This window comes from Pseudomonas sp. P5_A2_2, from assembly GCF_054177685.1.
This window is the reverse complement of sequence record NZ_JBGCUL010000047.1, coordinates 1-14,236: the sequence shown is the minus strand read 5'-3', so window position 1 is coordinate 14,236 and position 14,236 is coordinate 1. Positions and strand designations below refer to the sequence as shown.

Sequence of the window (14,236 nt, the reverse complement as noted above, 5' to 3'; positions counted from 1 at the left end):
TGCGAACACTATCCAGTGTGGGAGCGAGCCGGCTCCGGGCGGCGATCCGACGATGCTTTTGGCTTTTAACGGCTGGCCAGCAACGACTGGCCACGAGCCACGGCAGCCTTCACCTGCGCCGGCGCGGTGCCGCCGATGTGGTTGCGGGCATTGACCGAGCCTTCGAGGGTCAGCACGGCGAACACGTCCTGATCGATCTGGTCGCTGAACTTGCGCAGTTCTTCCAGGCTCATTTCCGCCAGGTCCTTGCCGCTGTCCACACCGTACTTCACGGCATGACCGACAATTTCGTGGCAGTCACGGAATGGCAGGCCGCGACGCACCAGGTAGTCGGCCAGGTCGGTGGCGGTGGAGAACCCGCGCAGCGCCGCTTCGCGCATCATCGCGTGCTTGGGCTTGATCGCCGGAACCATGTCGGCAAAGGCGCGCAGCGAGTCGCGCAGGGTGTCGGCGGCGTCGAACAGTGGTTCCTTGTCTTCCTGGTTGTCCTTGTTATAGGCCAGAGGCTGGCCTTTCATCAGGGTCAGCAGGCCCATCAGCGCACCGAATACGCGACCGGTCTTGCCACGCACGAGCTCCGGCACGTCCGGGTTTTTCTTTTGCGGCATGATCGAGCTGCCAGTGCAGAAGCGGTCGGGCAGATCGATGAACTGGAATTGCGCGCTGGTCCACAGCACCAGCTCTTCGGAGAAGCGCGACAGGTGCATCATCGCGATGCTGGCGGCCGAACAGAATTCGATGGCGAAATCGCGATCGGAGACGTTATCCAGCGAATTGCCGCCAACCGCGTCGAAGCCCAGCAGTTGGGCGGTGTACTCACGATCGATCGGATAGGTAGTGCCGGCCAGCGCGGCGCTGCCCAGCGGCATACGGTTGGTGCGCTTGCGGCAGTCGACCAGGCGTTCGTAGTCGCGGCTGAGCATTTCGAACCAGGCCAGCATGTGGTGCCCGAACGTCACTGGCTGTGCAGTCTGCAGGTGGGTGAACCCCGGCATGATGCTGGCGGCTTCGCGCTCGGCCTGCTCCAGCAGGCCTTTTTGCAGGCGGGTGATTTCGGCCAGGATCAGGTCGATCTCGTCACGCAGCCACAGACGAATGTCGGTGGCGACCTGATCGTTACGGCTGCGGCCGGTGTGCAGTTTTTTACCGGTCACGCCGATGCGGTCGGTCAGGCGCGCCTCGATGTTMATGTGGACGTCTTCGAGGTCGATGCGCCAGTCGAACTGACCGGCCTCGATTTCGCCCTGGATGGTCTTCAGGCCATCGATGATGCTGTCGCGCTCGGCATCGGTCAGCACGCCGACCTTGGCCAGCATGGTGGCGTGGGCAATCGAGCCCATGATGTCGTGGCGATACAGGCGCTGGTCGAAGGTGACGGAGGCGGTGAAGCGGGCGACGAAGGCGTCGACGGGTTCACTGAAGCGGCCGCCCCAGGACTGATTGGTCTTGTCAGTGCTCATGAATTCGCTCGTATCGGCTTGAAGTAGGAAGGCGTGGAACGCTGGCGCGGATAATAACAGGGTTGCCAATCCTGTCGCTGACGCTGGTCGACAGGTTTTTTTTGGGGACGAGTCCAGGCTTGGGCAAGCCCCGCGCATTTTTGCGCAACGATATTTTCCAATTGAGCTGTATCGTCCCGGCAACCGTCTACAGTTGGACAGTAGGATCAGCGCACTTTTCGTTGCAGCCGCTGATTATAAAAAGAGGGGGGTGTTCAGATTGCGTAACAACAAACCCTGTGGCGATGTATCGCCAATGCGGGCCTGGGCCGCCAATCGCCCGGCAGATGAAAATTTAGCCGCCGGACCAGCGGCACTTTTTGACGCTCGCGCTAGTCTTAGCGTGGATCGCGGTGACGGACGTCACTTCACCTGTCTACGCTATCCTTGTGCGAGACTCACGCAGGAATCCAGCGCAATATGAATGTCCTGATCGTTGATGACGAACCCTTGGCCCGCGAGCGCCTGAGCCGAATGGTTGGCGAACTCGAGGGATACAGTGTCCTGGAGCCTAGTGCCACGAATGGCGAAGAGGCGTTGGCACTGATCGACAGCCACAAACCGGATATCGTGCTGCTTGATATCCGCATGCCCGGCCTCGATGGCCTGCAAGTGGCTGCGCGGTTGTGCGAACGTGAAACCCCTCCCGCCGTGGTGTTCTGCGCCGGGCCCGATGAATTTGCCGTGGAAGCCTTACAGGCCAGCGCCGTAGGCTATCTGGTGAAACCTGTGAGAACTGAACAATTACATGACGCATTAAAGAGAGCCGAGCGCCCCAATCGTGCCCAGCTCGCCGCCCTGACCCGCCCTGCTGCCGAAAGCGGCAACGGACCGCGCAGCCATATCAGCGCCCGAACCCGTAAAGGGATCGAGCTGATTCCGCTGGATCAGGTGGTGTATTTCATTGCCGACCACAAATACGTGACCTTGCGCCACGAAGGCGGCGAAGTGCTACTCGATGAGCCGCTCAAGGCCCTCGAAGACGAATTCGGTGACCGTTTCGTGCGTATCCATCGCAATGCACTGGTCGCCCGCGAGCGTATCGAGCGACTGCAGCGCACCCCCTTGGGACATTTTCAGCTGTTTCTCAAAGGTCTCAACGGTGATGCACTGATCGTCAGCCGGCGCCATGTGGCTGGCGTACGCAAAATGATGCAACAGCTTTAAACAGCTGTTCGCAGGCGAATTTCACACCCGATTGCCGGACATCCGGGGCCAGGGAGGCCGAGTAGTATCTGATACAAGTCAAAGTGGATTTGGCTGAGATGTTATTATCCGCCGTATCTATTCAGTACGGATTGATCCATGTCCTCTCGTCAGATCCGCATCGCCACCCGCAAAAGCGCTCTCGCCCTGTGGCAGGCCGAATACGTCAAAGCCCGTCTTGAAGTGGCGCATCCGGGCCTGCTGGTCACCCTCGTCCCCATGGTCAGCCGTGGTGACAAGCTGCTTGACTCACCGCTGTCGAAAATCGGTGGCAAKGGCCTGTTCGTCAAGGAGCTCGAAACCGCGCTGCTGGACAATGAAGCCGACATCGCCGTGCACTCCATGAAAGATGTGCCGATGGACTTCCCCGAAGGCCTTGGTCTGTTCTGCATCTGCGAGCGGGAAGACCCGCGCGATGCGTTCGTTTCCAACACCTACGCCAGCCTGGATGAGTTGCCCCGGGGCAGCATCGTCGGCACTTCCAGCCTGCGCCGCCAAGCTCAATTGCTGACCCATCGTCCGGACCTGGAAATCCGCTTCCTGCGCGGCAACGTCAACACTCGCCTGGCCAAGCTCGATGCCGGCGAATACGACGCCATCATCCTCGCCGCTGCCGGCCTGATCCGTCTGGGATTTGAAGATCGCATCACCTCGGCCATCAGCGTCGACGACAGCCTTCCAGCCGGTGGCCAGGGCGCGGTGGGTATTGAATGCCGCAGCGCCGACCGTGAAATCCATGCTCTGCTGGCGCCCCTGCATCACCAGGACACCGCCACCCGCGTGACCGCCGAACGTTCTCTCAACAAGCACCTCAATGGTGGCTGCCAGGTGCCGATTGCCTGCTACGCCGTGCTGGAAGGTGAGCAGCTGTGGTTGCGCGGGCTGGTGGGCGATCCAAATGGTGGTCTGCTGCTCAGCGCAGAGGCCCGCGCTCCTCGCGGCGATGCCGAAGCGCTGGGTGTGCGGGTGGCCGAAGACCTTCTCAGCCAGGGGGCCGACGCCATACTCAAAGCGGTCTATGGCGAGGCTGGTCACGAGTGATCGGCTGGCGCTTGCTGCTGACGCGTCCCGCCGATGAGTCGGCGGCGCTGAGCAGTCTTTTGGCTGAGCAGGGGATATTCAGTAACAGTCTGCCGCTTTTGGACATCATGCCGATTGCGGTCACTGACACAATGCGCCAGGTGATTCTGGCGCTGGACCAGTTCTGCGCGGTCATTGTGGTCAGCAAGCCAGCCGCCCGGATCGGCGTCGATCTGCTCCAGCGATATTGGCCAGTGCCCCCCGGTGTGAAGTGGTTCAGCGTCGGCGCGGCGACTGCGCAGATCCTCGAGGATCACGGATTGGACGTGAGCTTCCCGGCAGAGGGCGATGACAGTGAAGCCTTGCTCGAATTTTCCCGACTACGCGAGGCTATCGCACATCCCGATGCGCGAGTGTTGATCCTGCGCGGGGAGGGCGGGCGCGAGTTGCTGGCGGAGCGTTTGCGTGAGCTTGGTGCTAGTGTCGAGTATCTGGAGCTGTACCGCCGGGCATTGCCGATTTACCCGCCGACACTGCTGCTGCAACGGATCCAGGCGGAACGCCTGAACGGGCTGGTGGTCAGCAGTGGACAAGGTTTTGAGCACCTGCATCAATTGGCCGGCGACGCCTGGCCGCAGTTGGCGCGGTTGCCGTTGTTTGTACCGAGCCCCAGGGTTGCCGAAATGGCGCGTGCCGCCGGGGCCAAAACAGTTGTGGATTGTCGCGGCGCCAGTGCCGCGGCCTTGCTGACGGCGTTACGGGAGCATCCCGTACCCGTTTTCTAATGCAAAGGATGGATACGTGAGCGAAACAGCCTTGCCTAAAGATGACTCGCGACCGGTGCTTGATGCACCTGTTGATGCCCCTGTTGATAAAATGCCGCCACCACCACCTGCCGCCGAGCAGCGTCGAGGCAATGGTCTGGCAGTCATCGCGCTGCTGTTGGGTGCGGCCGGTGTCGCGGTGGGCGGTTGGGGTGTCTGGCAGGTGCGTCACCTGCAAGCCAATAATCAGCAGCAACTGAGCCAGGTGCAGGCGCTGAATGACCAGGCGCAAAACCTCAAACTCAATGAGGAGCGCCTGAGCGCACGCCTGGCGCAATTACCTCCCGCCGATGAACTGGAAGCACGTAGCCGTCTGGTCATTCAGTTGCAAGGTGATCAGCAGCGGTTGAACCAGCGCCTGGAAACCATACTCGGTGCCAGTCGCAAGGACTGGCGTCTGGCCGAGGCGGAGCACCTGCTGCGTCTGGCCAGCCTGCGACTGTCCGCCTTGCAGGACATCAGCAGCGCCCAAGCGCTGGTCCAGGGTGCCGACGAGATTCTGCGCGAGCAGAACGACCCAGGCGCCTTTGCTGCTCGCGAGCAGGTGGCCAGGACCCTGATTGCCTTGCGCAGTACCGAACAACCGGATCGCACCGGGCTGTTCCTGCGTCTGGGCGCGCTGCGCGATCAAGTGGCCAGTCTCACCGAGCTGGCGCCGGAGTACAAGGACCGTGGCGATTCGTTGCTGGGCCTGACCGCCGATGGCGACGGTGCCAGTCGCTGGGCGCAATGGTGGGATCAGATTTCGCGCTACATCCGTATCGATTTCAATGCTGACAAAAACGTTCGTCCATTGCTGGCCGGCCAGAGCCTGAGTCAGGTACGCCTGGCCCTGAGCCTGGCGCTGGAGCAAGCGCAGTGGGCCGCACTCAATGGCCAGGCGGCGGTTTACTCCCAAGTGCTGGACGAAGCGCGGGACATCCTCAAGGGCAACTTCAACCCGGACAACGCACAAAGCAAAGTGATGCTTGAGCAGGTGGCCGAGTTGAGCAAGCAACCCGTCACCGTAGTCACACCAGATATGACCGGCACCCTGAGCGCGGTGCAGGGGTATCTGGAACGGCGCAACGTCAACGCCGAGGACTCGGTCAAGCCAATGGCCAGGCCTGCCGCGAACGCTACGCCGGAGGCCACGCCATGAGACGCCTCTATGTGATCGTGTTCCTTGTGATCGCCGCTGCCGCTGCGCTGGGGCTGGCGATTGCCGAACACTCCGGTTACGTGCTGATTGCCTACAAGACCTTCCGCTATGAGTCGAGCCTGTGGGCTACTTTGGCGCTGGTGGCTGTGCTCTGGCTGGTTTTCTGGGGCATCAAGTCGCTGGTCGAACTGGTGATGGCTTCCAGTGGCGTGGTCAATCCGTGGTCGCGGCGTAACCGCAGTCGTCGGGTGCAGGTGGCGATCGAGCACGGTCAACTGGACCTGGCCGAGGGTCGCTGGGCCAGTGCGCAACGTCACTTGCATCGGGCCGCCGAAGCCGAGCGCCAGCCGCTGCTTTACTACCTCGGTGCGGCCCGTGCCGCGAACGAACAAGGCAATTACGAAGAAAGCGACAACTTGCTGGAGCGCGCCCTGGAGCGTCAGCCTCAGGCCGAGTTGGCTATCGCCTTGAGCCACGCTCAGTTGCAGACCGATCGCGGTGATACCGAAGGTGCCCTCGCCACCCTGCAAGCCATGCGTGAACGCCATCCTCATAACGCACAGACCCTGCGGCAGTTGCAGCGCTTGCTTGAGCAGCGTGGTGACTGGTCGGCAGTGATTCGCCTGCTGCCGGAGCTGCGCAAAGACAAAATCCTGCCGGCGGCCGAGCTCGCCGAGCTGGAGCGTCGGGCCTGGGGGGCGAACCTGTCTCTGGCAGCGCAACGGGAAGAAGACGGAACGGTGGGGCAGCAATCGCTCGAACGTGCCTGGCAACAACTGACCTCGGCACAGCGTCAGGAGCCGCAACTGGTGCTCGCGTATGCCGAACAACTGCGGCAATTGGGGGCTCAGGTCGAGGCCGAAGAAGTGCTGCGTACCGCTCTCAAACGCAGCTACGACAGTCATCTGGCACGACTCTACGGACTGGTTCGCGGCAATGATCCGGCCCGCCAGTTGCAGGCTGCCGAAGGCTGGCTCAAGGACCATCCGGCTGATCCGGGCCTGCTGCTGACACTGGGTCGTCTATGCCTGCAAAACAGTTTGTGGGGCAAGGCCCGGGACTATCTGGAAAGCAGCCTGCGTGTACAACGCAATCCGGAAGCCTGTGCGGAACTGGCGCGCTTGCTGGCGCAAATGGGCGATACCGAGCGCAGCAACCAGCTGTTTCAGGAAGGCTTGGGGTTATTGGATGAACGCTTGCTCGCGGCCCCTCTGCCAGTGCCAGCCCGCGCTTGACCCGTTCGCTGGCGCCAGGTTCCGGCGTCTGAGCGATGACCTGCGGCGAAGGAGCGATCGTCCTCGCCGCAGTGCGATGATGAGTTGAAATTCAGTTGCCGCATCTCGTCGCAGGCAAAGTCCTACAGAGGACTACACTTTATCCTCTCGTCTGCGTCGGGATTTCCCTACACCTGTGCTGAAGTCTCTGTGGGCACTTGCCTTGTAAGGCCGTCGCGCTTTCCTCTACCGTAATGGTCTGTCACTACTTTTACGGAAAAGCCATGTCTTTGGCCTGCTCACGTTCCTTGTTTTTCATGGCCTTCATTGCGGGCGCTCTGGCGATGGGCGTTTCCTACTACCTGGAATATGCAGTCGGCCTGCGGCCTTGTGGATTGTGTCTGTTGCAACGGTTTTGCATGGCGCTCTTTGCCGGTGTCTGCCTGTTGGCTTCGGTCCATGGCCCTGGTCGCATCGGAAACGTTCTGTATTGGCTGCTCAGTCTTTGTTGCAGTCTCGCCGGCACTGTCACCGCGTGGCGACAGGTCCTGCTGCAAAGCCTTCCGACGGAACAGACAGCGGCGTGCTCGACCCATCTGGCGGACCTGTTGGCCAGTTCTCCGTGGCTATCCGTCGTACAACAAATGTTCAAGGGCGCTGCCGACTGTGTGGAAATTTCCTGGACGCTGTTCGATCTGAGTCTCACCGAGTGGAGCCTGTTGTTCTTCGTCGCGATGATGATTCTGGCCGTTTACCAGTCGTTGCGACTGGTCTGGATCAGCGATCAACGACCACTCAGCGGCGAGTCGTCGCACCGGGCCTTTGCGGGCGATTAAACACTTGTATGAACTTTATCGCCTGCGTACCTTGAAGCCAGTGTCGTGCGGGCATAATCTGGCCCGCACGTGTCATTGGAATTATGTTGCTCGATGACGCTCTGCCTGAAATCGCCCCCGACGTAACAAGAGGGCGACGGGCATAGAGCAGCTGACCCACAAGGGAAGAGAGATCACCATGCTCGAAAGTTGTCAGAATGCTCAGGAACGCTGGGGTGGAGTGCACCTGCTGATCGATCGCTGGTTGCAGGAGCGCAAGGAGCTGATCGATGCATACGACAAGCTCGGTGCCGATCCAGAGGCACTGTCCACGAATCGCAAGCCCTTGCAGGAATTCTGCGGCGTGCTGGTCGATTACGTGTCAGCCGGCCACTTTGAGATCTACGAACAACTTACCGGGGAAGCCAAGGCTTTCAACGACAAGCGTGGTCTTGAACTCGCGGAGACGATCTACCCGCGTATCGACGTAATTACCGAGAAGCTACTGGCGTTCAATGACCTGTGCGATGAGGGCAAATGCGTCGCCGAGAAGTTCAAGGAACTGGGTGGCCTGTTGCACGAACGCTTCGAACTGGAAGATTGCCTGATCGAAGTGCTGCACACGGCTCACAAGGAAACCGATCCGGTTCAGGCCTGAAGCACTTCCTGCAAGACCCCGAAACGGCGTGCCAAGGCACGCCGTTTTTCATTTCCGCTGTCAGCTGGTTGCACCACGCAATTCAACCTCGAACACCAATGGAGTGAACGGTGCGATCACGTCGCCGGCACCGTCGGCGCCATAGGCCTGAGCCGATGGAATCACCAGTCGCCATTTCGCCCCGACCGGCATGTTTTGCAATGCACTGCGCCATCCGGCGATCACGCTGTCGAGACTGAACCATTGTGGCTGGCTGTTCTGATCGAACACTGTGCCGTCGGGCAAGCGACCGATGTACAGCACCTGCACTTTGCCGTTCGGTCCGGCCTTGGCGCCAGTGCCTGGCGTCAACTCCTTGAGCAACACACCATCAGCCAGTTCGCGCACGCCGGGCTTGGCCTTTTCTGTGGCGAGAAAACGCTGTTCCTTTTCCAGTGCCATTTCGCTTTGCGGCTCGGCTGACTGCATGGCGATCCGGGCTTCGTGCTCGGTCAATATCTGCTGGATCTGCTCGTCCTTCAGCGCCAGCGGTTTGCCCTGATAGGCCTGCTGCAATCCTTCGACCAGTGCCTTGAGTTGCAGGTCGGGAGCCTCCTGGCGCAAGCGTTCGCCAAGGCTCGCACCCAAGCTGTATGCGAGATCGTGGGCTTCATTTTCCTGCGTTGTTGCGGCGGCTTGGGCCACCGAAAAAAACACACACAGAGATAAAAAAAGGCAGCGCGACATGGGCATTCTCCGACCTGAATTGCGGGCGATTATGCCAGTGAGAATGCGCGCAACGGTGAACTGCTTTTGCGTCGCGGCAGAAGTTTTTCGATCCTTTGCAACGCGGGGCTTTCGATAGTGTCAACATGCCCTAGCGGCGGTTGCAGCAGAGGTCTAGTATGAGCCGCACTCACTTCAGCCAGGAGGTAAACCATGTCGGCCACCAAGAAGCCAGTAAACACTCCATTGCACCTGCTCCAACAACTATCGAGCAGCCTGCTCGAGCATCTGGAAACCGCTTGTTCCGAAGCCTTGGCTGATGCTGAAAAACTGCTCGCCAAACTGGAAAAGCAGCGCGGAAAAGCGCAAGAAAAACTGCACAAATCCCGTACCAAATTGCAGGACGCTGCGGCGGCCGGAAAAGCCAAGGCACAAGCCAAGGCCAAGGACGCAGTGGCCGACCTTGAAGAGCTGCTCGATGCCCTCAAGGATCGTCAATCGGAAACCCGCGGCTACATTCTGCAACTCAAGCGCGATGCTCAGGAAAGCCTGAAACTGGCCCAGGGCGTCGGTCGTGTACAAGAGGCTGTCGGCAAGGCGTTGTCCCTGCGTGCAGCCAAACCTGCTGCGGCACCTGCGAAGAAAGCCGCTGCCAAACCGGCTGCTGCAAAAGCACCGGCCAAGCCTGCTGCCGCAAAACCGGCAGCTGCCAAACCAGTAGCGAAAACTGCCGCAGCCAGACCTGCTGCAAAACCGGCTGCGAGAAAACCGGCTGCTGCCAGCACCGCAAAACCTGCGGCTAAAACCACGGCTGCCAAACCAGCCGCTGCACGACCTGCCGCTGCAAAAGCCGCTGCTGCCAAACCAGCTGTGGCTAGAACCGCCGCCGCTAAACCGGCTGCAAAACCAACTGCAAAACCGGCCGCTAAACCGGCAGCCCGGACCGCTGCGGCGAAACCTGCTGCCAAGCCGGCCGCCAAACCCGTCGCTGCAAAACCAGCAGCCAAGCCAGCGGCAAAACCTGCTGTAAAAGCGGCTGCCAAACCTGCTGTTAAACCAGCCGCAAAACCAGCTGCAGCGAAACCARCAGCTGTCGCCAAGCCAGCCGCTGCCAAACCAGCTGCGGCCAAGCCCGCTGCAAAACCAGCGGCCAAACCCGCTGCAAAACCTGCAGTGAAAAAGCCGGTTGCCGCCAAACCAGCCACCGCACCGGTTGCCAAGCCAGTCGCTCCGGCTGCGTCAGCAGCACCTGCTCCGGCAGCCACTACCTCGACAGTCGCGCCAGCACCTACGCCGACCGCAACTTCGAGCGCTGTAACCACCCCAACCAGCGCTTCCTAAGTGCCGGTTACCGCGACGCGCAGCTGATGCAGCGCGTCGCGGTGCAGGTGGGCGACCTCAGTCGTCGCACCTTCCAGCCAGGCCGATAGATCGGTCTCGGCACCTTGCGGCCAACTCTGCGCCGCTCTCTCCAGCCGCAACAACAGATGCCGTTCGGCTTCCAGCTCCAGCGCCTTCACTTGTTCACGCAGGGTATGCAAATCAGTGTCTGCCGTGGCCGCGGCCTTCCATTGTGTGCGCAAGGCGCGTAACGGCCGCACGACATCGGTGTCCCACGAGACGGCCACGCTGCGTAGTTGCTGCAAGCGCTGCTCATCGCAGGCCACGCCTCGTTGTCCCAGCCACGCACAACACAGCAACAGGCACACATTGACCCCCGCCGACTGCAATTGCAGGCATGCCTGCTCAACGCCCGGGCGGGCGTAAATGGTCAGGGAAAAGCTCCACAGGTCAGAGGACATAGTGCTACTCGCGCCAGTTGCGAGCGAAGCTGGTAGACTCCGCCGCCATTATGATTCGACTTCAGAACCTGACTTTACAGCGTGGCCCGCAACGTCTGCTAGAAGACGCCGAGCTGACCCTGCACGCCGGCCACAAAGCCGGTCTCATCGGTGCCAACGGCGCCGGCAAATCGAGCCTGTTCGCCTTGCTTCGGGGCGAGCTGCACCCGGACTCGGGTGATTGCTTCCTGCCGGCCGACTGGCGTATCGCCCACATGCGCCAGGAGGTCGACACCYTCGAACGCCTGGCGGTCGACTACGTGCTCGATGGCGACCTGCGCCTGCGCCAGGTGCAACGCGACCTGGCGGCAGCCGAAGCGGCCCATGACGGTGCCGCACAGGCCCGCCTGCACTCCGAACTCGACAGCGCCGACGGTTACACCGCCGACGCCCGGGCGCGCAAGTTGCTGGCCGGTCTCGGGTTCACCAACGAGCAGATGGATCGTCAGGTCGGGGATTTCTCCGGTGGCTGGCGGATGCGCCTGAACCTGGCGCAGGCCTTGATGTGCCCATCGGACCTGCTGCTGCTCGACGAACCGACCAACCACCTGGATCTCGACGCCATCATCTGGCTTGAGGAATGGCTCAAGAGCTATCCGGGCACCTTGATGCTGATTTCCCACGACCGCGACTTCCTCGATGCCGTGGTCGATCACGTGGCCCACGTCGATCAGCGCAAGATCACCCTGTACCGCGGTGGCTACAGCGCCTTCGAGCGCGCCCGTGCCGAACGCCTGGCCCAGCAACAGCAGGCGTACGAGAAGCAGCAGGTGCAACGTGCGCACATGGAAAGCTACATCGCCCGCTTCAAGGCCCAGGCCACCAAGGCCCGTCAGGCCCAGAGCCGGATCAAGGCGCTGGAGCGGATGGAAGAGCTGACCGCTGCCCACGTCGATTCGCCGTTCGACTTCGTCTTTCGTGAATCGCAGAAAATCTCCAGCCCGCTGATCGACCTGTCCGATGCCCGCCTGGGTTACGGCGACAAAGCCGTGCTGGAGAAGGTCAAGCTACAGCTGACCCCGGGTGCGCGAATCGGTCTGCTCGGCCCGAACGGCGCCGGTAAGTCGACCCTGATCAAGAACCTTGCCGGTGAGCTCTCGCCATTGGCCGGCCGCTTGACCCGTGGCGAGAACACCGTGGTCGGTTACTTCGCCCAGCATCAGCTCGACTCTCTGGATTCCAAGGCCAGCCCGTTGCTGCACCTGCAGCGCCTGGCACCGACCGAGCGCGAGCAGACCTTGCGCGATTTCCTCGGCGGCTTCGACTTCCGTGGTGCGCGAATCGACGAGCCGGTGTTGAATTTCTCTGGTGGCGAGAAGGCGCGTCTGGCTTTGGCATTAATTGCCTGGGACCGGCCGAACCTRCTGCTGCTCGACGAACCGACCAACCATCTGGACCTGGAAATGCGTCTGGCGCTGACCATGGCCCTGCAGGAATTCAGCGGTGCGGTACTGGTGGTCTCCCACGACCGGCATTTGCTCAAAAGCACCACCGACAATTTCTATCTGGTGGCGGACGGCAAGGTCGAGGAGTTCGACGGTGACCTGGAGGACTACACCCGTTGGCTGGTGGACTACCGTCAGCGCAATGCCCCGGTCAGCAACACCCCGGTCAACCCGGACAAGACCGACAAGAAAGCCCAGCGTCAGGCCGCTGCTGCGTTGCGCCAGCAACTGGCGCCGCACAAGCGTGAAGCTGACAAGCTTGAAACCGAGCTGGGCAAGCTCCACGAAAAGCTGGCGAAAATCGATGCCAGCCTCGGCGACAGTGACATCTACGAACCGGCACGCAAGAACGACTTGCGTGATCTGCTGGCCGAACAGGCCAAACTGAAGGTGCGTGAGGCGCAACTGGAAGAAGCGTGGATGGAAGCCCTGGAATTGCTGGAAAGCATGCAGGCGGAGCTGGAGGCGCTGTCCTGATGGACGCCTTCAAGCTGCCGCTGCCGGCGGTGTGGGCCGAGCCGATCTGGCTTGGCGTGCAAATCCTGCTGATCCTGCTCGCCGGTTACTTCGCCCAGCGCTTTGTTGCCAAATGCCTGACTCGTCTCGGTGAGCGCTACCCGTTTCCGCCGCAGTTGCTGATGCCGCTGCGCGGGGGCCTGCGCTGGCTGRTCATGGGCAGTGCGCTGATTTTCGTCCTGGAGCGACTCGGTGTATCGGCCACGGTGCTCTGGACCGCGTTGTCCGGTTTCGTTGCGGTCGCGGCGGTGGCGTTTTTCGCCATGTGGAGCGTGCTGTCGAACCTGCTGTGCGCGATCCTGATCTTTACCGTCGGCCCGTTCCGCATCGGCGACGTGGTCGAGCTGGTGGACACCACCGACAAGCCTGGCGTCAAAGGTCGGGTGGTGGCGATCAATCTGCTCTACACCACGTTGATCGAGGCAGAAGAGCTGGGTACTGGCAGCACCATGGTGCAAGTGCCCAACAGTTTGTTCTTCCAGCGTTCTGTTCGGCGCTGGCGCGGGACGGATGTGTTTCCTTCCAGCGGGTTTGAGAAGTAAGCCTTCTGTTGCCTGATACACCGCCATCGCGAGCAAGCTCTCTCCCACATTGTTTTGTGTAGCACCCGGATATTGCGTCCGCAGCAGATCCCTGTGGGAGCGAGCTTGCTCGCGATGGGGGCCTCAAGTCAGCAGTCGCCATGTCCTGCAAAAAATCGGTAGTCATCGGCCCAAAGCCGCATTAGCTTAGACATCTGTCACGAGTCTGAGTCGAGGTGTGAAATGGAGCTTCAAACATGGCTGGCGTTTTTTGCCGCTTGCTGGGTGATCAGCCTGTCCCCCGGTGCCGGCGCCATTGCGTCGATGTCCAGCGGTCTGCAATACGGATTCTGGCGCGGCTACTGGAACGCCCTGGGTCTGCAATTGGGTCTTGCAGTGCAGATCGCCATTGTCGGCGCCGGTGTGGGCGCGATTCTGACGGCGTCGGCCACAGCCTTCTATGCGATCAAATGGTTCGGCGTGGCGTACCTGGTCTACCTCGCGATCAAGCAATGGYGTGCGCTGCCCAGCGATATGAGCGATGACGCGGCGGTGCGACAGATCGGCAAGCCTCTGGCGCTGGTGTTCCGTGGTTTCCTGGTGAACATCAGTAACCCCAAGGCGCTGGTGTTCATGCTGGCGGTGTTGCCGCAGTTCATCGACCCCCATGCTCCACTGCTGATTCAGTATCTGGTGATCGGCGTGACCATGATCTGCGTCGACTTGATCGTCATGGCGGGCTACACCGGTCTGGCGTCCAGGGTGCTGCGTCTGCTGCGCACACCGAAACAGCAAAAACGCATGAATCGGACCTTTGCCGGACTATTCATC

The 14,236-nt window shown here is 61.1% G+C and carries 14 protein-coding genes and 1 pseudogene; 12 read left to right on the top strand and 3 right to left on the bottom strand.

Translation table 11 applies throughout. The features are described 5' to 3' along the window. Nucleotides 1-65: 65 nt before the first annotated feature. On the bottom strand, nt 66-1,460 hold the full coding sequence (argH, locus tag ACXRVY_RS06745; RefSeq protein ID WP_458237149.1) for an argininosuccinate lyase: 1,395 nt from the start codon (nt 1,458-1,460) through the stop codon (nt 66-68). A gap of 340 nt (nt 1,461-1,800) precedes the next feature. On the opposite strand from argH, the pseudogene ACXRVY_RS06740 reads away from it, so the two are divergent. The 8 genes and pseudogenes from ACXRVY_RS06740 to rsd all read left to right on the top strand — a co-directional run. Beyond that, a pseudogene (locus tag ACXRVY_RS06740) lies at nt 1,801-1,923 on the top strand (sensor histidine kinase); the annotation flags it as partial. After that, nucleotides 1,920-2,666 (top strand): LytR/AlgR family response regulator transcription factor, encoded by a 747-nt coding sequence (locus tag ACXRVY_RS06735; RefSeq protein ID WP_223456459.1) that lies wholly within the window; start codon nt 1,920-1,922, stop codon nt 2,664-2,666. The pseudogene ACXRVY_RS06740 and the gene ACXRVY_RS06735, both read left to right, overlap by 4 nt. A 138-nt stretch (nt 2,667-2,804) precedes the next feature. Then, nucleotides 2,805-3,746 carry a hydroxymethylbilane synthase gene (gene hemC / locus ACXRVY_RS06730; protein ID WP_458237148.1) on the top strand — a complete coding sequence of 314 codons (942 nt, stop codon included), beginning with the start codon at nt 2,805-2,807 and terminating at the stop codon, nt 3,744-3,746. Continuing rightward, nucleotides 3,743-4,510 (top strand): uroporphyrinogen-III synthase, encoded by a 768-nt coding sequence (locus ACXRVY_RS06725; RefSeq protein ID WP_223456463.1) that lies wholly within the window; start codon nt 3,743-3,745, stop codon nt 4,508-4,510. The genes hemC and ACXRVY_RS06725 overlap by 4 nt, the downstream gene beginning before the upstream one ends. A 16-nt stretch (nt 4,511-4,526) precedes the next feature. Then, entirely contained in the window at nt 4,527-5,690 is a 1,164-nt protein-coding gene (locus ACXRVY_RS06720) for a uroporphyrinogen-III C-methyltransferase (RefSeq protein ID WP_223456464.1), read from the top strand. Further along, nucleotides 5,687-6,925 (top strand): heme biosynthesis protein HemY, encoded by a 1,239-nt coding sequence (locus tag ACXRVY_RS06715; RefSeq protein ID WP_223456466.1) that lies wholly within the window; start codon nt 5,687-5,689, stop codon nt 6,923-6,925. The genes ACXRVY_RS06720 and ACXRVY_RS06715 overlap by 4 nt, the downstream gene beginning before the upstream one ends. A 263-nt stretch (nt 6,926-7,188) precedes the next feature. Continuing rightward, nucleotides 7,189-7,740 carry a disulfide bond formation protein B gene (locus ACXRVY_RS06710; protein WP_223456469.1) on the top strand — a complete coding sequence of 184 codons (552 nt, stop codon included), beginning with the start codon at nt 7,189-7,191 and terminating at the stop codon, nt 7,738-7,740. Between the two features lie 178 nt (nt 7,741-7,918). Continuing rightward, nucleotides 7,919-8,377 (top strand): sigma D regulator, encoded by a 459-nt coding sequence (rsd, locus tag ACXRVY_RS06705; RefSeq protein ID WP_223456471.1) that lies wholly within the window; start codon nt 7,919-7,921, stop codon nt 8,375-8,377. 60 nt (nt 8,378-8,437) lie between these two features. On the opposite strand, the gene ACXRVY_RS06700 is transcribed toward rsd, so the two are convergent. Then, nucleotides 8,438-9,103, bottom strand: a complete 666-nt coding sequence (locus tag ACXRVY_RS06700; protein ID WP_223456473.1) for an FKBP-type peptidyl-prolyl cis-trans isomerase — start codon at nt 9,101-9,103, stop codon at nt 8,438-8,440. A 192-nt stretch (nt 9,104-9,295) separates the two neighbouring features. Here ACXRVY_RS06700 and ACXRVY_RS06695 point away from each other — a divergent pair, with 192 nt between their 5' ends. Further along, entirely contained in the window at nt 9,296-10,423 is a 1,128-nt protein-coding gene (locus tag ACXRVY_RS06695) for an AlgP family protein (RefSeq protein ID WP_458237147.1), read from the top strand. Here the strand turns inward: ACXRVY_RS06695 and ACXRVY_RS06690 are convergent. Beyond that, nucleotides 10,420-10,884 carry a TIGR02444 family protein gene (locus ACXRVY_RS06690; protein WP_223456477.1) on the bottom strand — a complete coding sequence of 155 codons (465 nt, stop codon included), beginning with the start codon at nt 10,882-10,884 and terminating at the stop codon, nt 10,420-10,422. The two genes, ACXRVY_RS06695 and ACXRVY_RS06690, sit on opposite strands and share 4 nt — an antisense overlap. 50 nt (nt 10,885-10,934) lie before the next feature. On the opposite strand from ACXRVY_RS06690, the gene ACXRVY_RS06685 reads away from it, so the two are divergent. The 3 genes from ACXRVY_RS06685 to ACXRVY_RS06675 form a co-directional block, all read left to right on the top strand. After that, on the top strand, nt 10,935-12,845 hold the full coding sequence (locus ACXRVY_RS06685) for an ATP-binding cassette domain-containing protein (RefSeq protein WP_458237146.1): 1,911 nt from the start codon (nt 10,935-10,937) through the stop codon (nt 12,843-12,845). Next, the gene (locus ACXRVY_RS06680) at nt 12,845-13,426 is read left to right on the top strand and encodes a mechanosensitive ion channel domain-containing protein (RefSeq protein WP_458237145.1); all 582 of its coding nucleotides are present in this window, start codon (nt 12,845-12,847) and stop codon (nt 13,424-13,426) included. The genes ACXRVY_RS06685 and ACXRVY_RS06680 overlap by 1 nt, the downstream gene beginning before the upstream one ends. A gap of 222 nt (nt 13,427-13,648) precedes the next feature. Continuing rightward, on the top strand, nt 13,649-14,236 hold a 588-nt coding region (locus ACXRVY_RS06675), incomplete at its 3' end, for a LysE family transporter (RefSeq protein WP_458237144.1).